Annotated in this window: 24 protein-coding genes; 21 read left to right on the plus strand and 3 right to left on the minus strand. The window is 39.1% G+C overall.

Annotated elements, in window-relative coordinates:
- Window positions 1-328: 328 nt before the first annotated feature.
- From ABDV71_RS08250 to ABDV71_RS08295, 10 genes are all read left to right on the plus strand, one after another.
- Entirely contained in the window at window positions 329-1,087 is a 759-nt protein-coding gene (locus ABDV71_RS08250; protein WP_343531975.1) for a hypothetical protein, read from the plus strand.
- Between the two features lie 94 nt (window positions 1,088-1,181).
- Window positions 1,182-1,613, plus strand: a complete 432-nt coding sequence (locus ABDV71_RS08255) for a hypothetical protein (protein ID WP_343531976.1) — start codon at window positions 1,182-1,184, stop codon at window positions 1,611-1,613.
- Between the two features lie 119 nt (window positions 1,614-1,732).
- Complete coding sequence (locus ABDV71_RS08260; RefSeq protein WP_343531977.1) at window positions 1,733-2,182, plus strand: DUF4279 domain-containing protein; 450 nt, start codon at window positions 1,733-1,735, stop codon at window positions 2,180-2,182.
- Window positions 2,183-2,271: 89 nt separating this feature from the next.
- Complete coding sequence (locus tag ABDV71_RS08265) at window positions 2,272-2,784, plus strand: hypothetical protein (protein ID WP_343531978.1); 513 nt, start codon at window positions 2,272-2,274, stop codon at window positions 2,782-2,784.
- A gap of 649 nt (window positions 2,785-3,433) precedes the next feature.
- Window positions 3,434-3,628, plus strand: coding sequence for a hypothetical protein (locus ABDV71_RS08270; protein WP_343531979.1), 195 nt, complete (start codon window positions 3,434-3,436; stop codon window positions 3,626-3,628).
- Between the two features lie 357 nt (window positions 3,629-3,985).
- Window positions 3,986-4,216 (plus strand): hypothetical protein, encoded by a 231-nt coding sequence (locus ABDV71_RS08275; RefSeq protein ID WP_343531980.1) that lies wholly within the window; start codon window positions 3,986-3,988, stop codon window positions 4,214-4,216.
- A gap of 382 nt (window positions 4,217-4,598) precedes the next feature.
- A complete protein-coding gene (locus ABDV71_RS08280) occupies window positions 4,599-5,186 on the plus strand; it encodes a hypothetical protein (RefSeq protein ID WP_343531981.1) in 588 nt (195 codons plus the stop codon).
- Between the two features lie 294 nt (window positions 5,187-5,480).
- Complete coding sequence (locus tag ABDV71_RS08285; RefSeq protein WP_343531982.1) at window positions 5,481-5,951, plus strand: hypothetical protein; 471 nt, start codon at window positions 5,481-5,483, stop codon at window positions 5,949-5,951.
- Window positions 5,952-6,276: 325 nt separating this feature from the next.
- Complete coding sequence (locus tag ABDV71_RS08290) at window positions 6,277-6,960, plus strand: hypothetical protein (protein ID WP_343531983.1); 684 nt, start codon at window positions 6,277-6,279, stop codon at window positions 6,958-6,960.
- 242 nt (window positions 6,961-7,202) lie between these two features.
- The gene (locus ABDV71_RS08295) at window positions 7,203-7,499 is read left to right on the plus strand and encodes a hypothetical protein (RefSeq protein WP_343531984.1); all 297 of its coding nucleotides are present in this window, start codon (window positions 7,203-7,205) and stop codon (window positions 7,497-7,499) included.
- A 232-nt stretch (window positions 7,500-7,731) separates the two neighbouring features.
- On the opposite strand, the gene ABDV71_RS08300 is transcribed toward ABDV71_RS08295, so the two are convergent.
- Window positions 7,732-8,028 carry a Dabb family protein gene (locus ABDV71_RS08300; protein WP_343531985.1) on the minus strand — a complete coding sequence of 99 codons (297 nt, stop codon included), beginning with the start codon at window positions 8,026-8,028 and terminating at the stop codon, window positions 7,732-7,734.
- A 366-nt stretch (window positions 8,029-8,394) separates the two neighbouring features.
- On the opposite strand from ABDV71_RS08300, the gene ABDV71_RS08305 reads away from it, so the two are divergent.
- The 8 genes from ABDV71_RS08305 (at window position 8,395) to ABDV71_RS08340 (ending at window position 17,952) form a co-directional block, all read left to right on the plus strand.
- Window positions 8,395-8,793, plus strand: coding sequence for a hypothetical protein (locus ABDV71_RS08305; RefSeq protein ID WP_343531986.1), 399 nt, complete (start codon window positions 8,395-8,397; stop codon window positions 8,791-8,793).
- Between the two features lie 243 nt (window positions 8,794-9,036).
- A complete protein-coding gene (locus tag ABDV71_RS08310; RefSeq protein ID WP_343531987.1) occupies window positions 9,037-9,390 on the plus strand; it encodes a cation transporter in 354 nt (117 codons plus the stop codon).
- A gap of 91 nt (window positions 9,391-9,481) precedes the next feature.
- Window positions 9,482-10,777, plus strand: a complete 1,296-nt coding sequence (locus tag ABDV71_RS08315; protein WP_343531988.1) for an efflux RND transporter permease subunit — start codon at window positions 9,482-9,484, stop codon at window positions 10,775-10,777.
- Window positions 10,774-12,711: an efflux RND transporter permease subunit gene (locus ABDV71_RS08320; RefSeq protein ID WP_343531989.1), complete on the plus strand. Its 1,938-nt coding sequence runs from the start codon at window positions 10,774-10,776 to the stop codon at window positions 12,709-12,711. The genes ABDV71_RS08315 and ABDV71_RS08320 overlap by 4 nt, the downstream gene beginning before the upstream one ends.
- Window positions 12,698-14,218 (plus strand): TolC family protein, encoded by a 1,521-nt coding sequence (locus ABDV71_RS08325; protein ID WP_343531990.1) that lies wholly within the window; start codon window positions 12,698-12,700, stop codon window positions 14,216-14,218. Before ABDV71_RS08320 ends, ABDV71_RS08325 begins: the two co-directional genes overlap by 14 nt.
- The gene (locus ABDV71_RS08330) at window positions 14,196-15,668 is read left to right on the plus strand and encodes an efflux RND transporter periplasmic adaptor subunit (protein WP_343531991.1); all 1,473 of its coding nucleotides are present in this window, start codon (window positions 14,196-14,198) and stop codon (window positions 15,666-15,668) included. Before ABDV71_RS08325 ends, ABDV71_RS08330 begins: the two co-directional genes overlap by 23 nt.
- Window positions 15,669-15,673: 5 nt before the next feature.
- On the plus strand, window positions 15,674-16,906 hold the full coding sequence (locus tag ABDV71_RS08335; protein ID WP_343531992.1) for an efflux RND transporter periplasmic adaptor subunit: 1,233 nt from the start codon (window positions 15,674-15,676) through the stop codon (window positions 16,904-16,906).
- Between the two features lie 494 nt (window positions 16,907-17,400).
- Window positions 17,401-17,952, plus strand: a complete 552-nt coding sequence (locus ABDV71_RS08340) for a DUF3347 domain-containing protein (protein ID WP_343531993.1) — start codon at window positions 17,401-17,403, stop codon at window positions 17,950-17,952.
- A gap of 10 nt (window positions 17,953-17,962) precedes the next feature.
- Here the strand turns inward: ABDV71_RS08340 and ABDV71_RS08345 are convergent, their stop codons facing one another.
- The gene (locus ABDV71_RS08345; protein ID WP_343531994.1) at window positions 17,963-18,796 is read right to left on the minus strand and encodes a prolyl oligopeptidase family serine peptidase; all 834 of its coding nucleotides are present in this window, start codon (window positions 18,794-18,796) and stop codon (window positions 17,963-17,965) included.
- A 106-nt stretch (window positions 18,797-18,902) separates the two neighbouring features.
- On the opposite strand from ABDV71_RS08345, the gene ABDV71_RS08350 reads away from it, so the two are divergent.
- Window positions 18,903-19,202, plus strand: coding sequence for a hypothetical protein (locus tag ABDV71_RS08350; RefSeq protein WP_343531995.1), 300 nt, complete (start codon window positions 18,903-18,905; stop codon window positions 19,200-19,202).
- Window positions 19,203-19,211: 9 nt separating this feature from the next.
- On the plus strand, window positions 19,212-19,973 hold the full coding sequence (locus ABDV71_RS08355; protein ID WP_343531996.1) for a DUF2931 family protein: 762 nt from the start codon (window positions 19,212-19,214) through the stop codon (window positions 19,971-19,973).
- 116 nt (window positions 19,974-20,089) lie between these two features.
- Here ABDV71_RS08355 and ABDV71_RS08360 read toward each other — a convergent pair whose 3' ends face one another.
- A complete protein-coding gene (locus ABDV71_RS08360; RefSeq protein WP_343531997.1) occupies window positions 20,090-21,058 on the minus strand; it encodes a helix-turn-helix domain-containing protein in 969 nt (322 codons plus the stop codon).
- A gap of 121 nt (window positions 21,059-21,179) precedes the next feature.
- Between ABDV71_RS08360 and ABDV71_RS08365 the strand changes: the two genes are divergently transcribed.
- The gene (locus ABDV71_RS08365; RefSeq protein WP_343531998.1) at window positions 21,180-21,680 is read left to right on the plus strand and encodes a DinB family protein; all 501 of its coding nucleotides are present in this window, start codon (window positions 21,180-21,182) and stop codon (window positions 21,678-21,680) included.
- Window positions 21,681-21,683: the final 3 nt, after the last annotated feature.

The raw sequence follows: 21,683 nt of genomic DNA on the forward strand, positions 1-21,683 counted from the left end.
CGTAAATTACGCTGATTTTCCTCCAGATTGTTCATTGTTTATTGACCATTGGTCATTTACCACTTTAGAAACTGAATTGATGTATTATCCTATTCGATTTTTACTAACAAGTTAACCCTTAAAGCCAGAATAATCCTTATCTTAAGGTAATGTGCTGTTGGGGTGGGAGTTGCAGCGAAGTAGTACACAGGGTGGACAGAAGGGGAATACCATAACTACACACTTGTACGGACTTCTATGGACTTGTACGCACTTTTATGGACTTTTAATAAGTAAGGGATGGAATAGGCACAGAACAATGCCTGATTAAATATAAACAATTTACCTCATGAAAAACAAATCAATCGAAAAGGGGAAAGCCTATGCGCTTTCTGCCAATTCTAAACTCGCTAGCCGTGATTTTTCGCAGATGATGGGATGGGCTTCTAAAATTTATGCGCTGTTAAAGCAGTATGAAAGTTGGTTTTGTAGCGATGTTGTTTTTAGACGTTTGAAAAAGAAATTATTGGAGCTATATGCTACTGACCACCTGCATACGGTAGGCAATAGACAAATGTGTGCGGGCGATGTGGCTTTGTTGAAGAAATGGCGAGTGAATAATTATAGCCAATGGAGCGCATATTTGAATATCAAGCCTTTATTGCATGTCGACCCTAAAGTGGGAAAGGTAGTTTTAGCTTTGAATGATATGGTTTTGGAGAAGGGAAAATTGGTTCCTCGTGCTAGTGCTGCAGCTATGCGTTTCTATCTACTTTTTCTAAATGAGGAAAATGGTATGTCTTCTTCTATGGTAATTGATGAGTTGATTATTCCTGTAGGGGGCAAGCAAGAGGCTTTGGAGGCTAGTTTTAACTTTGAACCCATGGTGCATGGGGTATTATTGTTGTTGGGTGTTTGTCAATTACATTTGCTGGATAAACGTGGTTACGATAGTTTTGCTTCGCAAGATAAACGTTATTATTGGGCCAATATCATGGAGACTGTTGCGATTAGGGAAGGTGTTGTGGTTAGCTATGAGAAAAAGGATGTTTTGCCTATGGAGGTGATGAAAGTGCCGAAGGTGGGGTGGGTGAAAAGAAGTAGTTAAGTTGTTTAGTTCAATAGCTCATTTGTTTATTGGGAATGATAATTTGTCATTTGTTTTTAGCTAGCTTAGGAGAAAACTTTTCAACAAGGAACTTATGAAGAAGATAATACTTATCGTGCTCGTTTTTACGTATACCTCGTCTTACGGACAAACTAAGGATGATTGTAAAGTGATGATTGATTCTGCAATTGCGATGCAGAAGGCTGTTTATCGCCCAAATATATATTTGATTGATGAGAAAGACCAGCCTTATTTATTGAGCGCTGATGAGTTGCGAAAGAAGTTCAAACATATTTCTTTGTATGAAGCTCAAAATAAAAAGCTTTTGAAGCAGGGAATTAATGCTTGGAAAATCTTTCCCATCTTAAATGGTAACAGGATGACGATTAATATAATAGATTTTATAATTACCTATAGCAAAAATAACTATGCTTTTAAAAATGGGGGCGGGGCAACGGTGATATTTGAATATTCTTGCGATAGTAATAAGTGGATTTTGCTAGAGAACAAGTGGTCTGGAATATAATAGTAATATATTAAATGCTGAAGTTAAGCGGTATGGTGATAACACCAACCACAGGTTAATTTGTTACTTGTTTTTAGCTAGCTTAGCATAAAACAAAGCAACTATTGAAATCCATATTTATGATAGAAAAACAAAATGAGTTTGGTTGTACTTTGATTATTGATACGGAAGAGGAAAATCCCAGAATTGTAACTGATCTTACGGGTATATTATCTTCGGAATGCCTTATTAAAGGAGAAAACAAAGTTAAGTTTAAAAGCAAAGATGCCATTCCCGGTCAATTTAATTTATATAATTTATGGATTTTAAAGGTTGATAATCGGCAATTTCCGAAAGGCTATTTGAATTCATCCATCGAATTGATGTTAGATTTATTGGATGATAAAAAAGATGAAATGTTGGGTGTACTGAAGAGATTCCCTAAAAACCATTTGGTTTGCCATGGTTATTTTTATGAAGTAAATCCATATTTTCTATTTGATAAGAAATTAATAGAGAGATTGAATTATTATCATATTGATGTTGAATTTGATATTTACTGTCTCCCTAGTATTGGAGATTTAGGATAATGAATGTATTATATTGGCTATTTAGAATTCTAAGTAAGAATAGGCAAGAGGGAGGTCTTGGTTTAGCAAAAATGCTAGTGTTAGGTTTTATGTCTATTGTATTTATGCTTTTGAGCATTTCTGGTTGTGCCCAGAAAATAAGTTTTCCGTCTCTTTCGGAAAAAATATACAAGAAGAATGGAGGTCGTAATGATAAGTCTACATTTAAGTTGAATGCTCACAAACGTGATGCTAGGGATAGGGTTTATTTAAAAGATAGCGCATCATTTTTACGAAATACAATAGATACGTTATATATTATGGAGGGTTATAACATTGAGAACGGAACTTTGCACGGTACTATTTGGAATAAAAACAATAGCATTAGTTATAGTTATTTTAGAGGGAAATTGGAGATTCAAAATCAATCGGTATTTTCTGATTATCAAATCCTGTTAGTTACTAAATGGGATGTTCCTACTATTAGAAAGGAAGAGGAAATTAATGGGATTTGGTTTGACAGTTTGCAAATAACTGCTTCGAAATGTTATAGGGAGGGAAAGGATTGGCGAATAGATGAAATTAGTTTTAACGATTTTTACAATCCGAAAAGAGGTTATTAAGCTTAATCTCTTGCTTCTAGTAAGCAGTGTAGCGATGGTTGTACTTATGTATATTAGGTTGGAATAGTCACACGCGGTATTCGTGTGCCAGCAGAGAGTAAACAATAAATGAAGAGGATATATTATTTCTTATTTTTGATATTAAGCGTAAAGGACAAAGATAAAATGGGTTTTTATAATGCATATCTATTCTTTTGCTTTTTGCAGTTGCTTAACGTCATGAGCATTGTTTCATTGTTTAGATCACGAACAAATAATGTTGTGTCTGACGAGACTGCGACCATTATTTCCTTATTTATTTTTGGCGTCCTACTACTCTTCAACTACTTTATTCTTTTGAAAGAAAAAAATGAAATTTCTGAAGCTTATAAAGATTTATCTAAAAAAGATAAGATGTTCGGGTTTGTAATTACATTATTTTACATTGTTATATCATTTTATTTGTTTTTTAGGTAGTTCTTATGGCGCAAGTCTTGTTTTAGGGAGTTAGTGGGAGGTAACTATTAATGCTGTTATGAAATGATAAATCCAAAGTCAGGCCTTTGCTCTTTCCTTGGGCGCTAAGGGGGGCAAGGTATTTTGAACTTTATCTCAGAAGGATGGGATAAAATAACAGACTTTTTATATAATAAATCAAAAGAAAAAAATAATGAGTTCTGAAGAAATAATATTGCTTTTAGCAGGGACGGCCTTTCTTTTATTTAATATATGGTTATTGTTTTATATGCTTAAGGAAACGAAAAAAGGATATAGAAGTAGTTTTGGAAATGATATTAAGCTGTACGTTGGGGCTATTTTGGGGATTATTTTAGGAATTGTATTGATATTTAAATCATTGTTTTAGAAAAATAGTATTGCATTTTCAAAGCCCAGCGGTTTAACCACTTGGCGTAAGTCTTGTGTTTGAGATTTAGTGTAGAGTAACTGTGCTAAGAGGGGACTTTTTAATTAAATTAAACTATTGAAATTATGGCAAGAACATTCCTTCATTATAAAGATGAAAAAGGATTTGAAATTAATGAGGCTTTTGTGCAGTTAGCAATTTATTATATATATAGAAGCAAAAAAAACACAACATAATTTTTCAAATAAACAAGAATTAATAGAAAATTTTGAAAACAAAATCAATGGCATTCAGAACGGGTGGATGGTTCTAGCTTGGTACAATGACATAATAACGGCCCCTACGGAAGAACAAACAATGCTTCAAGTTTTGCAAAATGTAAAGATTACATTAAAAAGTAAAGAATCATATATTTTCGTAACGGAATTACAGGCAATTCCCACAGAAGATAAAGATTTTAAAATACTATATAGCAGAAACCCATTTCCTACAGCCGAACTGATTAAAATAATAGATGCACTTATAAAAATGCTGCAAGGAGCTTGGGATTTTACTAATTACAGCATGGATATTAATTATCAGTATTAGAAAAAATTTGTATCGGTAAAGAATAGTAGGCTACCTACTTTGGCGCAAGTCTTGTTCGTGTGGTTTAGTTGGGGGAGACTTGTGCCTGGCAGTAGCTGCTTTGTTGTAAGTTGGTATAAATAAATCCCAAGTCAGGCCTTGGCTTTTTCCTCGGGCATTAAGACTTGCGCTAAGGGGGTGCTTCAGCATATATCTATAGTAGTGCCATAGATTATGAAGATGGTAAAGGAATTCTTGAAATAACGCTGTTATAAAATGATAAAAGCCCAAGTCAGGCCGTAGCTTTTCCTCTGGCGCTAAGACTTGCGCTAAGAAAGGCAGAAGTTATGAAGTTTGCTATAGAAATGGAAAAAATTGCTCAACATATTAATGCTATAGGCAGATGATAGACCAAAAAAAATTAGATGAATTAGCTCATAAATACCCAAAAGATGTTGTTTTGTATCAACAGGATTTAAAAACATTAATGAAATTGCCTGGCAGAATTCCGGGGGAGTTTGACCTACAGTTATTGGATTTTTTGAAAATTACAAATGGTGCATCTATCTTGGATTACAGATTTTATGGTTTCAAAAACATTTTGTTTACGCCCAGTTTTGACCAAAACTTAAAGGATAAGTGGTATGAATGGCAACACATAGCCGGAGTTATTGTCCCATTTATGGGTAGCAGCACCAATATCGGTTTTGGGTATTTGAAAGAAGTAACTTTTAAAGGTGGGCACCCCATCGTTTATTTTTCGGAGTTTCCAGAGGATACATCGGTTGTGGCCTCTGGATTTGATGTTTTCTTTAACGATTTTTTATACAATGTGGAAGCTTCATTGGCATTTGGAAATAACATTGAAATTGATTTAGATGATTGGCCATTCAATGTTGAAAAGGCAAAAGAAAAGGACCCCTTGCTTCTAGAAGTTTTGATGTCGGATGTTGTAAAGAGAACAATAGATTTGATTAAAAAATCTTGGTAGTTATAAACAATTCTTCTAGCGCAAGCATTGTAGGTTTGTGTAGGAAGACTTGTGCCTGTCAGTAGTTGCTTTGTTGTAAGTTGGTATAAATAAATCCCAAGTCAGGTCTTTGCTCTTTCCTCTAGCGCTAAGACTTGCTAAGGGGGGAGTCCGTACTTTATAGTTGTACAAGTTGTCAACGTTATCTTTTATCCTTGCAAAAGTATGCAAAGTCACAAGGTAAGATTATAGATATCGAATTTACGCTCATGATAAAGCCACATCAATGCCAAAACTAAAAAAATTATTAAATCTATGAATATAGAAGTATTAAAGAATTTAAGGGATAATCCGTCAGATGGAACATTTGCGAATGAGCCTATTTCAATGCAAGAGATAACAATGCTGGAACAAGAATTCAATGGAGGGAATCAATTCCCTAAAGCTCTTAGAGAATTACTTTTCTTAGCTGGAAAATTTTGCATTGTCTTTGATTATGGTTTAAATGATAGCCAACAGGAGATGCAATTAGATGCACGAGCCGATTTACCAGAATACAATAGAGTTGTCAATAGGCCATATTATATCGTAGACGTATATAATGCTGGTGAGCAATTTTTATTTGTGTATTTAGATGAAAATCAGATAGACCCAATTTTATATGAGGCTTCCTTACCTCATAGAGAATATGAAGTGAGACCTTGGGTACATAGTTTAAACAGAACATTGTCCCAATTTATTCAAGTCAGATTGGATGATGTGAAAAAGGGATTTAATCCCTTTTAAATCAAAATTCACAGATGAAAAATTACCGTAACAAAGGAAGTTTAGAGTAAATAGTAACGCTATGTCAGACAACCCCGTAAGTGCAAGATATTATCCAGCCCCACCTTGGCGCAAGTCTTGTTCGTGGGGCTTGGTGTAGGGAGACTTGTGCCTGTAAGTAGTTGCTTTGTTGTAAGTTGGTATAAATTGGTATAAATAAATCCCAAGTCAGGTCTTTGCTCTTTCCTCTAGCGCTAAGACTTGCGCTAAGTGGGAGTTTACTATGGACATGCAAGTAGGGCTGCTCAGGAAACAAGATTAATTAGAGTATTAACTAAAATTTTAAATGGACATAGTGAAAAAAAACAAAGGAGAACAACTTATTGCAGCTTTAGAAGCTAACCCTGAAAAATTTTTCAAGTATGGGAAATCCTATGATCTTCTACAGGAATATTTTGCAGGATTAAGTTTGGATACTTTAGTGTCTTTACTACAATCAGAGAACTTAGCAATACAGAAGTCTGTTATTTGGATAGTTTCAGAACTAGCCACAAATAGCTGTGCGCTCTTGCCATATGTTATCCCTCTTACTAAAAGCAAAGATAACTATATCAAATATTATGCTTTGGAATGCATTTTACTCTGTGCCACTGGAAAATATATAAAGGAGTTTATTCATTTGATAAAAAGTATCGATAATGATGAAGGTAACATAAAGGTGTTGGCTATGAACCTGCTCACTAATGCAGGGGATGCTCAATTGCAGGCCGGAATAGAGCTTGTAACGGCAGCCAAACTTAAAGGTTATGAATTGCATAAATTTGGCTTAACTAATCTATTGAACCATTTGAGTCTTAATCAAAATGAGATTCTGGATATGTTAAATAGTAATGAACCCCTCACTCAGCAATATGGTGCGATGTTGGCTAAAAGGAAACAAAAAGACTTTCCTAAACTTATAGCGTATGCTTTAACTAGTAAAAACCCTGAGGTAAAAGGATTTGCCGAATTTGTAATTGATATCGAGTAGACTGGCCTATTCTTGACCCCTTCTAGTACAATCAAGCCATAAAGCTTTGGGGCAATTATATGGAAGAATAGATAATGGGATATTTGCACTAGAATCAGTAGCTTTCGGTTTTGTTTCCTGTGCAGAGGGTTATGTTTACAATAGTGCTAGGGATTATTGTTGAAAAACGTGTCTTTTGGAAATTGAATGATTGATTAGGCACAAGCAAATGCTTATACCAGAGCGAGGAAATAATGACGAACATGAAATTACTTAAAATACTTGCCATAATCTTAATTATTCCTGGGATTATTTTCTCTTATATGTCTCTAGGTACGCTTATATATCATCTTTTAGGGGTAGATTTTCCATTTCCACCTATTAGCTCAACTGTGGAACTTCGATTTGCAATGGGGGCAGTACTTGTTTTTCCTGTAATTATTCTGCTTTTATATTTACTTCCCTTATCTTTTAATAAGATTAAAATCATTAGAAGATTTTTTTTGTTCTTTTGGATTAATATTTTGTTTTGGACTGTTTATGTAGTGATGACCAAATAGTTTTAAGCACTGAGCTTGGCTTAAAACTAATCTTTACTTGTTTATAATCTTTGGAGACAAAAAAATAAAGCCCACTGACATCCATCGGTGGGCATAACCAAACAAACTTTTTGAAGATTTATAACTATACAACAGTAAACCAATCAAAAGGTTTTGGCTGTGGTAATATTTTTTTCTACTGAATAAATTGGCCATAAAAAAAGCCGAAGTTTTTGCTTCGGCTTTTCTAATTTTATTGTGCATCGTAAATCACTACTTTCTCAAAGAAAACTCTGAATTCTTCTAAGAAAGCTTTGTGGATAGGATGAACTTGGTACACATCATGTGCTGCTAAATCTTCAAAGAAAATAATTAAGCTGAAAGTGTAAGTGGTATCCACTACCGCACGTTCAATTGGTGCAGGTGTTCCAACATGGAAGCTTTTAACAACTTCTATTTCTTCTAAACTTTTGAGACCCTTTAAGAAAGCTTCTTTTTGGGCATCAGTGGTATCGGCTTTTAACCAAAATAATACGTGGTGTGCAATCATTTGTCTTTTTTTGATAGCGAAGATATGAAAATAGTTGTTAGGGACTAGTGACTAGGTACTAGTGGTTAGTAGTTAGGTGTTAGGAGCTAGGAGTTAGGGATTAGGAATTAGTAATTGGTTCATTAGGAAATAGGGATTAGAAGTTAGGAGCTAGTGGATAGGTACAAGTGGCTAGTGGTTAGTAATTAGGAGCTAGTGGTTAGTCAATTAACCAGTTTAAACAATTAATCAGTTAAACAATTAACCGGTTTAAACAGTTAACCAAATGAACCAATGAACCAACTAAATCCATTTTTGTCAATTCTATAACAGTTTTTGAAAATTATATAAAAACCTATCAAGGTTTTTTTTCATATTTGCCGTGTAATGAAGAAGATTGTATTCACCTTAATGGCATTTTTCTATCTGGCAGTAGCCAGTGGTGCTGGTGTGCAGCTTCATTACTGTATGGGCGAACTGGTTGATTGGAGCCTAGTACATTCACAACAGGCGGCTTGCGATTTCTGCGGAATGGAGAAAAAGGAAGCTTCTGAAAAATCTTGTTGTAAAGATGTACAACAACAGGCCAAGGTAGACCAAGCACAGAAAGCAAATACACAGATCTACAAATTTGAGCAGCATGTTTTTGTATTGCCACCATTGAAACCTGTAATGGTTGATGTGATACCAATGGTAAGTACCATAGCGTACGAAGTAAGTGCCAATGCACCTCCTTTAGGGCAGCAGCTCCCTCTTTTTATTAAAAACTGTACCTACAGAATTTAAGATACCCTCTTTCTTTTTTGATTGGGTTTTTGCTACTTCCGTCCTTTCGATTAGCGTAGCAAAAAGAAATCCGTTTAGCTTGAAGCTTTTGATTACAGATTTCTCACATGCGTTCGAAATGGCATCATGTACAACCCAATCCGGCTATCCAAGCCATTTAATTATCCAAAAACCAATTTATTAACCCGTTGATTCCTTTATGCTTTGCCTGCGCGAGCTTTTGGACAACAACAAAAAATTAAAATGATGAAAGCATTAAAAATGATTGCTGTAGTAGCATTAACTATGGTGGGTAGTGCAGCTTTTGCACAAACTAAAACAGACAAAATTAAAGTATTAGGCAACTGCGGTATGTGTAAAAAACGTATTGAGAGTGGCTTAAAGGATGCTGCTATTAGCAGTGCGGTTTGGGACAAGGATACCAAGATCCTAACAGTTAGCTACGATAGCACTAAGATCAGCAATGATGCCATTCAGCAAAAAGTGGCTGGCTTGGGGCACGACACACCTAAAAACAAAGCTAAAGACGAAACTTACGAGAATTTGCCAGGTTGCTGCAAATACGACCGTACTGGAAAAACCAGTAAAGCACATTAAACCCCTCTTTGCCTTCGGCATCTCTCCCCTGCTAGGGGAGAGAGAGGGAATTTTGAAAATATTTAGCCATAAAAGAAAGAGGGTATTTTAAATGGTACATAAAATTATAGAATGGTCTATACACAATCGCTTTATTGTGTTGATATTGGCCATTGGCATATTTGTTTGGGGTATTTTCGCGGTAAAGAAAAATCCCATAGATGCCATTCCGGACTTGTCGGAAAACCAGGTGATTGTTTTTACCGAATGGATGGGCCGTTCTCCCCAATTGATCGAGGACCAGATTACCTATCCTTTGGTCACCAACCTACAGGGTATTCCAAAAATTAAATATGTGCGTGGTTCGTCCATGTTTGGTATGAGCTTTATTTACGTGATTTTTGAGGATGATGTAGATGTGTACTGGGCAAGGGAAAGGGTAATGGAACGCATTAGCACCATTTCCAAAGCATTGCCCGAAGGGGCTACGCCACAGTTAGGACCTGATGGAACAGGGGTAGGCCACGTGTTATGGTACACCTTGGATGCTCCCGAAGTTGACCTAGGCGAACAAAGGGCCATACAGGATTGGTACGTGAAATTTGCCCTGCAAAATGTACAGGGCGTAAGTGAAATTGCCTCGTTTGGCGGTTTCCAAAAACAATATCAGATTGCTTTAGATCCTAATAAGCTATTGTATTACAAACTTACGGTACCACAGGTAATTGCTGCGGTGCGAAGCAACAACAACGAAGCTGGTGGCCGTAAGTTTGAAATGAGTGATATTGGTTATATCATTAAAACTTCGGGCTATCTCAAATCTGTAGAGGAGATAGGCAGTATCCCCATTAAAAACCAAAATGGTACACCTATTAGGGTATCGGATATTGGTACCGTGCAAATGACTGGCGAAACCCGCTTGGGTATTTTTGACCAAGATGGCGAAGGTGAACGGGTAGGGGGCATTGTGGTGATGCGCTATGGCGAAAATGCCGCTGAGGTAATTGACAAGGTGAAAGCCAAAATGGCCGAAGTGGCCAAGGGTTTGCCTAAAGGGGTGAAGTTCGACATTGTTTACGATCGTGGAGAGTTGATCAAGGAATCGATAGACTCCATTAAACATACCTTAATTGAGGAAATGATCGTCGTTTCCCTGGTGGTGATTATTTTCTTATTCCACTGGCGCAGTGCGGTAAGCATCATTATCCAAATCCCGATTACCATTGCCGCAAGCTTTATTTTACTGAATGCCTTTGGTATTTCATCCAACATTATGTCGCTTACCGGGATAGCACTGGCTATTGGGGTAATTGTTGACAATGGAATTATTATGAGTGAAAATGCCTACAAGCACTTGTCGGAGCGTTATGCGCAATGGCAGGCTGATCAAAATCAAACTACATCATGAAAAACTGGTTAAGAAACTTATTTCGTAAAAGTCCACAGTGGATTAGCGAAGAAGAGCGTATAGAAATTATTTCGAAATCAAGTAAACAGGTTTCGAGGGGTGTATTTTTTGCAACAGTAATCATCATTACCTCCTTTTTGCCGGTATTTATGCTTACCGGACAAGAGGGAAAATTGTTCCACCCCTTGGCCTATACCAAAACATTCATCATGATCGTGGATGCGCTATTGGTGATTACCTTGGCCCCGGTGCTAATTTCTTTCTTTATGAAAGGGAAATTTAAGCCGGATAGTGCCAATCCTGTAAACCGTTTTTTGGAGAGAATTTACGAGCCAATTATTAGAAAGGTATTGAAATGGCGAAAAACAACCATTGGGATTAACCTTTTGGCTTTGTTGATCACTATCCCTTTGTTGGCCAGATTGGGTACTGAATTTATACCACCTTTAGATGAGCAGAGCATTTTGTTTATGCCCGTAACCTTGCCCGATGTTTCCAATGCCGAAGCCAAGCGTATTTTACAAGTGCAGGATAAAATCATTAAATCGGTGCCAGAAGTAGATAAGGTATTGGGCAAAGCGGGCAGAGCTAGTACAGCTACGGATAACTCGCCCATTAGCATGATTGAAACCATTATTACTTTAAAGCCTAAAAGCGAATGGCGTGAAGGCATCACTAAAAAGGATATTATTAACGAGCTGGATGCTAAATTGCAAATTCCTGGCGTAGTGAACGGATGGACCCAACCGATCATTAACCGGATCAATATGTTGGCTACGGGTATACGTACCGATGTGGGCATTAAAGTATTCGGACAAAACTTAGATACCATTGCTGCGGTATCGGAAAAAGTAAAAGCGGCTTTGGAAGGTACACCAGGGGTAAGTGATTTATTTGTGGAGCCTATTACTGGTGGTAAATACCTGGCTATTGATATTAAAAGAGAAGAATTGGCCCGTTATGGTTTAAATGTTGATGATGTAAACCAAGTGGTAGAGACAGCTTTGGGCGGAGCGAGCATAGGCAATACCATTGAAGGCAGGCAACGTTTTTCCATCAGCGTACGGTTGGCGCAGGCTTACCGAAATAGCGTAGCTCAAATTGAGCGCATTCCCTTGCAGTCGCCTAGTTTTGGCGAAATCCCACTTTCGGCAGTAGCCCATGTGAAGTTTGAGGATGGCCCGCCAATGATCAGTTCAGACAATGCCATTTTACGTGGCGCAGTAATGTTTAACGTAAGGGATAGGGATTTGGGCAGTACGGTGAAGGATGCCATGGAACAACTGAACAAAAAGGACGGCATTTTACCGGAAGGCTATTTCTTGGAATGGAGCGGACAATATGAAAACTTGATCAGGGGACAACAGACCTTGATGTGGATTGCCCCAGTGGTATTGTTGATCATTTTCTTCTCCCTATATTTTGCTTTCCATTCTATTAGAGAGGCATTTTTAAGCCTAATTACTGTACCCTTTGCCTTAATAGGAGGCGCTTATATGATCTATTTCTGGGGCGTAAACCTTTCGGTAGGCGTAGCGGTAGGTTTTATCGCTCTGTTTGGTATTGCGGTAGAAACGGGTATTGTGATGGTGATTTACCTGAATGATGCCATGCAGCAATTGATCAAGTTAAAAGGCAACTCTAGGGAAACCATTACCAAAGAAGATTTGAGGGAATATGTGATCCATGGTGCAGCTAAAAGGCTAAGGCCAAAATTGATGACCGTTTGTGTGTCGTTGTTTGGTTTAGTGCCCGTGTTGTGGGCTACTGGAGTAGGGGTAGATGTGATGCGTCCTATTGTGCTGCCAATGATTGGTGGGGTGTTGACTTCATCTACACATATCTTGTTGGTGACACCACTCATCTTTTTGATGTCGAAAGAATATGAATTGAGAAAATTTGGAAAATTGGAGGTGCACGATGTACATCATTAAAAAAACTCTCTGCCGATTGGGCATTTCTTCCTTAGAGGAGGAGAGAGGAAACGTGAATATTTCCCATGACCTAGATTGGAAAATAACTACGCTAGTATCCCCCTCATTGAGGGGGCAGGGGGAGGAACTTGCATTGTCCAAAGATTCCTCGGCTACGCTCGGAATGACGAACCAGCAGGGTTTGGTGCAAAAGGAGGAACTTAGTATTTCCCGTCATTTCGACTGGAACGTAGTGAAATGGAGAACTCTTTCGAATAGGTATTTTCGCACTTTAGGAATAGTATTATTATCGTTCTTCTCTTCGGAAGTCCAAGCCCAAAAGGTACCTGTATTGCCTTTAGATAGCATTATGCAACGCATTGATGCCAATAACCTGTTGCTAAAATCATACGGTTTAAAGGCTGAGGCTTACCAATACAATGCCAAGGCAGCTACCGCTTGGATGGCGCCAATGGTGGGGGTAGGTACATTTATGACCCCTTACCCAGGGCAAATGATCATGGATGGAAGGGATAAGGGGTCTATCATGCTGCAATTGGAGCAGGATATTCCCAACTACGCCAAGCTAAATGCGCAAAAGAAATACATTGAGTCAAAAGCAAAGGTAGAACGTGCCACTAGGGATGTTACCCTCAATGATTTTAGGACCCAAGCTAAAAAACTGTATTACACCTGGCTGGTTGCGCAGCAGAAAATAGCGGTATTGGATAAGAGTACCCAAATTATGCAGACCATGAAGAAAATAGAGGAGATCAGGTATCCCTTTAATCAATCGAAATTGGGAAGCGTTTATCAGACCACTGCAAAATTGGAAGAAACGGAAAATATGAAACGCATGCAATTGGGCGAAATTGGCAAGGCTAAAGCTTGGCTAAATAGCATGATGAACAGGCCCGGAAATACTGATTTTGTGATCGATAGCACTTATCAGCCGCAATTTGTGGCAGCTTCCAATTTAGATACGGCAAGTTTGGCCATGGCCAGAAAAGATATCCAAAAGATGGACTACAATATCCAATCGATGCAGCTCAATATTGCCGCGATGAAAAAGCAAAGCAAACCAGATTTTAAGCTGCGATTTGACCATATGTCGCCTTTAGGCTCGGGTATGCCCAAAGCTTTTAGTGTGATGGGCATGGTGAGCATTCCTATTGCGCCTTGGTCTTCTAAGATGTATAAATCGGAAGTAAAGGGTATGCAATATGAAGTAGAATCCATGCAAATGGAAAAGGCAGCCATGCTACAGGAAACACAAGGCATGCTTTATGGTATGCAATACCAGATCAAAACCATGCAACAGCAAATTGCTGCCATGGAGAAAAAGATCATTCCAACCCTACAGAAAACCTTAGATGTAAGCGTGTTGTCGTACCGTGAAAATAAAATGGAGCTTCCCGAGGTAATTGCAGCTTGGGAGGCCCTTAACATGATGCAGAGCAACGTGCTAGATGAGAAATTGAAACTTTACCTAATGATTGCAGATTATGAAAAGGAATTATATAAGTAAGGTGTTTATCCCAGTCATTTCGACTGGAGTGCAGTTGCGAATATTCGGGAGAGAAGTCTTTCAAGGTGGAAATACCTCCCTCTTTAATTCTCTTCCGAAGTATCGGAACGAGCTCTCCAAAGGGAGACACTGGGCGCAAATAGCAACACCTATATCCCCCTCTTCGAGGGGGCAGGGGGAGGAATTTACTACTTCTCGTAGTTTTTCATTGTCCAAAGACTCCTCGGCTACGTTCGGGATGACGAGAGTTGGCGGTAAAATGATGATGTTATTGGCGATAGTGATGCTATTCATTGCTTCCTGTAAACCTAAACCTCAAAAGAAACATCATGACCTTGGAAAGATTACAGTTGATAGTACTTTAAAAGCCTTGGTTAAACCCTCTAACGAACTGGTAGTGGGCAAAGCAACTTTGGTAAAAGCAAGCCATGAAGCTAAAATTTTAATGGCCGAGGTGCAGGGAATCGTGAACTACGACTTACGTAGCGAAACCAGCGTAGCAAGTAGAATTGCAGGGCGCTTGGAAAAACTATGGATCAAATACAATTATCAGCCAGTTAGCAAAGGGCAATTACTTTTTGAGATCTATGCCCCAGATTTGGCGGCAGCACAACAAGAGTTGATCTATCTTTCGCAAAGTGATGGCGACCAACAACTTTTAGAACGGGCAAAACAACGTTTAATGCTGTTGGGAATGAGCGCACAAAGTATTCAAGCGGTATTGCGTAGTAAGAAGGTTAACTATCGCATTCCGGTATATAGCCCTGCCGATGGTTTTATTCTAGAAAAATCAGCGGCCAGTGCCGGACCTGCAGCACCTAGCTCTTCGATGGCTCCAAGTAGCAGTAGTGGTGGCGATGGGATGTCGGGAATGAGTGGCGGCGGCGGTAGTGCCAGTGCTGCTCCTGCGCCTGCAAAGGTAGAGAGTACACCTGTGCTGTTGCGGGAAGGACAATATGTAAGTGCGGGCGAAGCCTTGTTTACCATTTATCAAAGCAATCAGTTATTGGCCGAGTTGATGTTGAAGCCTGATTTGGCTGCTTTTGTGTCCAAAGGTACCAAAGTTGCTTTCTTTAAGACGGTTGACCGGGAGGGTACTTTTCAAACCGCTACCATTGGCATGATACAGCCCACCATTAAAGCGGGTGAGAACTTTACCTTGGCAAGGATTTACCTTCATGAGAAGGGCTTTAAGGCCGGAGAGATATTGACCGCCAAAATTCCAGTGCTAGTACCGCGTAGTTATTGGCTGCCAGAATCGGCGGTGTTAACCATGGGCAACAAAAGTATCGTATTTAAAAAAGAAGGTGCTGTGATGGTAGCTCAAGACATTCAGACCGGATTGAGGATGAATGGCATGGTACAAATTAAAACTAATATAGCAGATTGGCAGTTGGCCAAAAATGCTGCTTATTTAGTTGATAGTGAGAGTTTCGTTAAATCAAAATAATAGTGATGAGAACTACGATAAACTTATTGATCGCTCTGTTAATGTCGTGGGTTTTACTAGGCTGCAAAGGTGGCAGTAATGAAACCGAGAAAGGACATGAAGCACATGCGCAGGGCGGTGCTAAAGAAGCCGAGAAACCGGCCCAAACTTTTACCTGCCCCATGCACCCACAGGTAATTAAGCACGAAATGGGCACTTGTCCTATTTGTGGAATGGATTTGGTTCCATTTGAAAAGAACAGCAATGATAAAAGTGTGAAAGTGGATGACCAAAGGCAGTTGCTGGCCAATATTGGTACCCTTAAAATAGGCGATGCGGGACAGGTGAATAGCCAGACCGTGCTGAATGGAAAATTAGTGGTCGACCCTCAGCAGAGCAATTATATCTCTGCCCGTATTGCGGGAAGGGTTGAACAGCTTTACGTACGAGAAACAGGTGTAGCGATTGCTAAGGGACAGGCTTTGTTTAAGCTTTATTCTGAACAACTGGCTACTTTGCAACAAGAATATTTGATGGCCTTGGCGCAACAGCAACAGTTTGCTGGCGACAAATTGGAGCAACAATTAGTAGCATCGGCCAAACAAAAGCTATTGCTATATGGGCAAACGGAAGCACAGGTGCAAAGTTTGGGTAAAACCAAACAAAAAAGCCCTTATGTAACCGTTTATGCTACGCAAGGCGGAATTGTGGCCGAGTTAAACGTTACCCAAGGACAATATGTGTCGGAAGGCGGTCCGTTGATGCGTTTAGAAGGCTACCAGCAATTATGGGTAGAAGCAGATCTTTATCCGAATGAAGCAAAGTTGGTTAAAAATGGCCAAAAGCTTAAAGTTATTGTAAATGGATGGGAAGATCAGGCGCAATGGATGACCGTTGATTTTATTAACCCTTCTTTACAGGCAGGAACGCAACTTACCCAAATGAGGGGAAGTATCCCGAATGTAAAAGGCCAATGGCAGCCAGGTTTGCAAGTAAAGGTATTGTTGGATGGAGAAAGTTCGGCCAAGGGATTGACTTTGCCTATTGATGCGGTGATCAGGGACGGAAAGGGAGAGCATGTTTGGATCAAAACAGGTAAGGATAGTTTTGAACCTAAAGCGGTAACTACCGGAGCGGCCAATGAAAGCAGTGTCATGATTACTTCGGGGCTTAATGCTGGTGAGGAAATTGTGGTTACTGGTGCATATTTATTGTATAGTGAATATGTATTGAAAAGAGGGAAGCATCCTTTGGGATAGTATTTGCCTCAATAGCCGGCATGGCTTAGTCCTTTTTTATGGAAAAAGGATTAAAAACCACCAGACTGCGTCTGGCGCTGGAAAGTTGGTGGTTTGGCAAATTTGCTGCTAGCCGCACCAGCCAAGGTCGGATGTAACGGAGAACGTTGGGTTTAGTGGGCTATCGTCTCGCGGCTTAAATATGTTGGAGTGAACTTTGACAAACTTTAAAAGTTTGTCAAAGTTTATTATTCTTCGCTACCGCGGGTTCTACTTTTTCCTGTAGCTGAAAAAGTAGACAAAACCGAAACGAAGTGAGCTCATTTATACCTTTGAAATCATAGAAACAAATAAATAAAAGCCACGGCTGCGCCCTGTTCTGTTAAAGGTAGTATTAAGGCTTATTGAGTGTATCCCGAACAGGCCAAGGCCGATGTAAGTAGAACGTAGAGGAATTACTTAGGACAGAGAATATCTAAATGCAAAATGGTTAGATGATAATAATAATTAAAAATATGAAATCAATAGTAGGTTTATTAGTTGGAGCAGTATTATTAGCAGCATGCAATACGGCTTCAGAAAAGAAGGAAGAACATCAGCATCAGCATGCCGTTCAGCAGGAAACCAAACAGGAAAACAAGGTGAGACCTAACGATAATCAGGTGAGCTTAAAAGATGACCAGTTGAATTTGGTTTATGAGCAGTATTTGTTGTTGACCAAAGCCTTGATAGCTTCGGATATGGCAGGTGCCAAAGAAGCGGGAATGGCTATTGAGCTTGGTGCGAAAGCTCTTCATAATGGTAGTAGATTGGCTGGCCTAGCCGCAAAAATTACTACCGCTACTAACATTGAGGTACAAAGAACATTGTTCTCTGATCTGAGTAATGAAATGGTAACTAAAGTAAAAGCAGCAGGCATAAAATCAGGCGAAGTATATGTAGAATATTGCCCTATGGCTTTGAACGACAAAGGTGCCTCTTGGTTAAGCAACCAAAAGGAAATCAAAAACCCATATTATGGCGCAAGTATGCTTGAATGTGGCGAGGTGAAGGAAACGTTGAAATAGTGGCTAGTGGTTAGGGTATAATAAGTTTCCATTTGAATAACCATTTGGCCAGTTCATCTGTAGTCAACAAGGGATAAGTAATTGTGTGATGATTTAAGTTTTCGTAAATGGTAAATCGGGCTTTGGTATTCCCTTTTAATTTTTCAAAAAGCTTCTCACTACCCAAAAAGGGATTGTCGTCATCTTGCTTGCCGTGTATAAGCCAAATGGGTTTGTTCCTAATGCGGGTTAAATTAGAAAAATCAGGTACTCCAGCTACTGCAATAGCGGCGGCAAACAACGTTGGCTTTTGATTTAATAAATGCAACGCAGTTGATCCGCCCATAGAATAACCAATCAGGTAGATCCTTTTAGCATCTATTTGGGGGTTCTTGGATATTTTTATCACTAATTCAAGCAAAGCCTGCAGGTTTTTTTGAGGCGTAGCAGTCATCACTTGATAGGTTTCATTGAAAGCATATTGCGTTGGCCGGTTTTCAAATTGCGGGGCCAATACAAAGGCTGGAAACTTTGTCCTCATTTCCGCCGTTAGCCAAGTTCTGGTTAGCGGCTCTAATTGATTTTCATTATCGATACCTAGTCTTGAAGAATTGTGTAAGGCAATGACCAATGGGTATGTTGCATTGCTCTTTGTTTCCTTGGGAGAGAGTAATCGATAGGGTAGCACTGTTCCCGTCGTGTGATAGGTCAGTTTTTCAAACGGCTTTGTATTAAGCGAATTAAGCTGGTTCTTTCTCATTGAAAATGCGGCACTGTCGAAGGGTAGCTTTTTAATTTCCAATTTTTGTGCATACAGGGGCAATGCAATAAGTAAACAATAACAAAGAATAAGCTGTTTTTTCACGTTTTATCAATTCTGATTACGAAAATAATCTCTTTAACGCGAACAAAGCAATTTTATATTTGTATGATTAGTAGTTTCAGTGTAACCCAACAAAAAGGGAGCTTATATGGACAAAGAGGAGCTTAAACAAAAGAATAGCAGTTTGTCGGTCGTGATGATTGGCGTTAACCTATTTCTGCTACTGATTTTCTTCAACATCACGCCCAACTCAGAAAATGAAGAGTTTGAAGCACTCATTTTAATGTGCTTTGCTTTTGTAGTGCTGGTGGGGTTATATGCTTTTAGTTATCATGGAAAAGCTTATCGGGCAGGTAAGTGGGTTTTTGGCATTGCTTTGCTCATTTTCTTGATTTTTTTGGGTTTATTTTGGTATGCAGCACAATTGGGTAAAGCATTTCAACATTAATACTGTTTTATGAAATTTAATCTCGTTAATAAAATTTATATCGGTATTGCCTTACTATTGGTGTTGGCCAGCATTTGGAAGATATGGCAATTTAAGCCCTGGGACAGGCACTATTTTTTTGCCAGTGTAAGCACACCTTATACTTTTCCTATCTATATCCGCGACATTTATTTTGTATATCCTTCACAAGATGAGTACGGTGAAGGCTTTTCATATACTAGGGACGAAGTGAATAACTTTAATAGCCATTGGGGGACAGCGTATTTTTCGCCCCGTGTATCAGATCCACTGCGTTTTCCTAAGCAATTGGTGCTCCAATATGTTTCGTACAGAGATAAGAAATTTTATAGAGATACTTTGGATTTGCCCCAGCAGCTGATCGAGGATACTTTTAGGGAGGCCAAAGAAAAGTACCAGCTAATGGCTATGTCTACAAACCTTGGTAGTGATGAAAAGCAGGGACTACATTTTGTAGTGGGTATTGCCAATGATGGAAACTTGATTGTTTGGTTAAGGGGCACATATTTGGAGAAAGTGCTATTGAAGACACAGTTAAAAGCTCGCGAACCTAAAGCGGAGGATCTGTACTATGCCAAACCAATGAGTAAACAGGAATATTATGATCGGATGTTTAGATTTATTCCTGATACCTTGAAAAACTTGATCGACAATGGGGTTGACCGTAACGCAAAGTACATTGATAGCCCAACACATTATATAGAACTGAACAGGGAATATTGGGAAGCTGAGAAGAAGCGTAAAAGGGAGTAGGTTGTTGGTATTTTAGCATGGGAGTAGGAAGTACTAGAGCATCATTGCTTAAGATTCCTCGCTATGCTCGGAATGACATACCGCTCGGAATGACATACTCCCCTCAACAATTAAGTTTACCTCACCTGAAATTTTTCCCTGTACTGTGTGGGCGTCATCCCAACACTTTTCTTAAATACTTTTCTAAAAGCCTTCGCATCATTATAGCCAGAACTGTAAATGATTTCGTTCATTTGCTGGCTGGTTTTTTCCAGTAACTGTTTAGCCGCTTCTATTCTGGTCTGTTGCAGGTACTCGATAGGGGTAATGCCGGTAATGAGCTTAAACCTTCGAACAATATTTCTGCGGCTCGAAGGAATATCCTTGATTAGTTCTTCAATGGTTGCGGCGTCTTGATAGTTCTGCTCTATCTTTTGTTGTGCTTTGGCCACAAGTTCATCAGTGTGGTCTTTTGAAGGTTGAAAGGTACTAAAGTACGATTGGTTTTCCCGATCCATATCAATGGCAAATACCTTGGCAATACGAATGGCCATTTCCCTGCCGCAATACTCGTGTACCAAGTGAAGTAATAGGTGGAATGAAGAAGTGGCCCCACCACTGGTGTATAAACGACCATCTTGTGTTACGGTCTTATCAGCTTTAAGCTTTACTTCGGGGAAAGCATTGGCAAAGCCATTGCTAGCATCTACATGGGTAGTGGCAATTTTTCCGTTTAAAAGGCCACTGGCTCCCAATAGAAAAGCGCCAGTACAAAAACTGCCCAAACAAGCCCCTTTCTGATATTGAGCAATAAGATAAGGGATACATTTTTGGTTGGCCATTAATGAAGACTGCATGTTATCTGAAGTAAAAGCAGGAATTAAGATGATCTGCATCAGCGGAGCATCTTTTAAGGCGGTTAATTGGTAACCCAAAGCCTCTTTAGTGTGGGCAATGGTTTCTTCACTTGCCAAAAGGTAAATGTCAAAAGGGGTTGCTTGCTCACTGGCGGCCGAAAACTTGTTCACGGTTTCGAATACTTCTAGTACGGCCGCTACGCTCAACAGCTTATAATCTTTGCTTAATAGCAATCCTATTTTTTTCATGTCTATATCTTGGGTTAACCTAAATTACTAAAAATGTCCTAAATGCCCCCGAACTTTGACAACAATGGCAAGCCTTGGTCTGCTAAAGCTACTGTAACTTAGTGGTATAAAATTTAAAGCTATGGACATTAAACCAATTAGTAACAGAATGTACGGGTTTTTGGTACTGTATGATATGCACACTACCTATTACCATAATGTATTGAATGGCATTAAGGATGAAGACGCCCAAAATCGTTTAGACACCAAGGCTAATCATATTGCTTGGATTGCTGGAAGTTTGTTACAAGAACGCTTTGAGCTGGCCAATTTGATGGGCGCATCTTTACAGCAAAGTGCCAACGAACTATTCAAACATCATCAGGGAATTAAGGATGGAGAAAACTACCCGTCGTTAAAAACCTATGAGCAAGAATGGGACCGTATATCACCAATATTAAGAGAAAAACTTCTAAGCGTTAGCGATGAGGAGTTGGATAAAGTAATTGATTTTCCGGTAGAGCAAATGAGCTTTCCCTTGTTTGATATGGTAAGTTTTAACACCTATCGCGAAGCCAATTGCATTGGCCAAATTGCTTTATGGCGTAGGTTGTTAGGTTATGATGCCATGAAATATATGTAGGTT

It is taken from the genome of Pedobacter sp. (genome assembly GCF_039594775.1).
Taxonomy (GTDB): Bacteria; Bacteroidota; Bacteroidia; order Sphingobacteriales; family Sphingobacteriaceae; genus Pedobacter.

Coding starts and splice junctions, on each gene's coding strand:
- ABDV71_RS08335 (WP_343531992.1), top strand. CDS start 15,674: ATGAGAACTACGATAAACTTATTGATCGCTCTGTTAATGTCGTGGGTT.
- ABDV71_RS08275 (WP_343531980.1), top strand. CDS start 3,986: ATGCTTCAAGTTTTGCAAAATGTAAAGATTACATTAAAAAGTAAAGAA.
- ABDV71_RS08280 (WP_343531981.1), top strand. CDS start 4,599: ATGATAGACCAAAAAAAATTAGATGAATTAGCTCATAAATACCCAAAA.
- ABDV71_RS08290 (WP_343531983.1), top strand. CDS start 6,277: ATGGACATAGTGAAAAAAAACAAAGGAGAACAACTTATTGCAGCTTTA.
- ABDV71_RS08305 (WP_343531986.1), top strand. CDS start 8,395: ATGAAGAAGATTGTATTCACCTTAATGGCATTTTTCTATCTGGCAGTA.
- ABDV71_RS08250 (WP_343531975.1), top strand. CDS start 329: ATGAAAAACAAATCAATCGAAAAGGGGAAAGCCTATGCGCTTTCTGCC.
- ABDV71_RS08285 (WP_343531982.1), top strand. CDS start 5,481: ATGAATATAGAAGTATTAAAGAATTTAAGGGATAATCCGTCAGATGGA.
- ABDV71_RS08355 (WP_343531996.1), top strand. CDS start 19,212: ATGAAATTTAATCTCGTTAATAAAATTTATATCGGTATTGCCTTACTA.
- ABDV71_RS08270 (WP_343531979.1), top strand. CDS start 3,434: ATGAGTTCTGAAGAAATAATATTGCTTTTAGCAGGGACGGCCTTTCTT.
- ABDV71_RS08340 (WP_343531993.1), top strand. CDS start 17,401: ATGAAATCAATAGTAGGTTTATTAGTTGGAGCAGTATTATTAGCAGCA.
- ABDV71_RS08365 (WP_343531998.1), top strand. CDS start 21,180: ATGGACATTAAACCAATTAGTAACAGAATGTACGGGTTTTTGGTACTG.
- ABDV71_RS08300 (WP_343531985.1), bottom strand. CDS start 8,028: ATGATTGCACACCACGTATTATTTTGGTTAAAAGCCGATACCACTGAT.
- ABDV71_RS08330 (WP_343531991.1), top strand. CDS start 14,196: ATGAAAAGGAATTATATAAGTAAGGTGTTTATCCCAGTCATTTCGACT.
- ABDV71_RS08350 (WP_343531995.1), top strand. CDS start 18,903: ATGGACAAAGAGGAGCTTAAACAAAAGAATAGCAGTTTGTCGGTCGTG.
- ABDV71_RS08295 (WP_343531984.1), top strand. CDS start 7,203: ATGAAATTACTTAAAATACTTGCCATAATCTTAATTATTCCTGGGATT.
- ABDV71_RS08310 (WP_343531987.1), top strand. CDS start 9,037: ATGATGAAAGCATTAAAAATGATTGCTGTAGTAGCATTAACTATGGTG.
- ABDV71_RS08255 (WP_343531976.1), top strand. CDS start 1,182: ATGAAGAAGATAATACTTATCGTGCTCGTTTTTACGTATACCTCGTCT.
- ABDV71_RS08320 (WP_343531989.1), top strand. CDS start 10,774: ATGAAAAACTGGTTAAGAAACTTATTTCGTAAAAGTCCACAGTGGATT.
- ABDV71_RS08360 (WP_343531997.1), bottom strand. CDS start 21,058: ATGAAAAAAATAGGATTGCTATTAAGCAAAGATTATAAGCTGTTGAGC.
- ABDV71_RS08265 (WP_343531978.1), top strand. CDS start 2,272: ATGTCTATTGTATTTATGCTTTTGAGCATTTCTGGTTGTGCCCAGAAA.
- ABDV71_RS08315 (WP_343531988.1), top strand. CDS start 9,482: ATGGTACATAAAATTATAGAATGGTCTATACACAATCGCTTTATTGTG.
- ABDV71_RS08260 (WP_343531977.1), top strand. CDS start 1,733: ATGATAGAAAAACAAAATGAGTTTGGTTGTACTTTGATTATTGATACG.
- ABDV71_RS08325 (WP_343531990.1), top strand. CDS start 12,698: ATGTACATCATTAAAAAAACTCTCTGCCGATTGGGCATTTCTTCCTTA.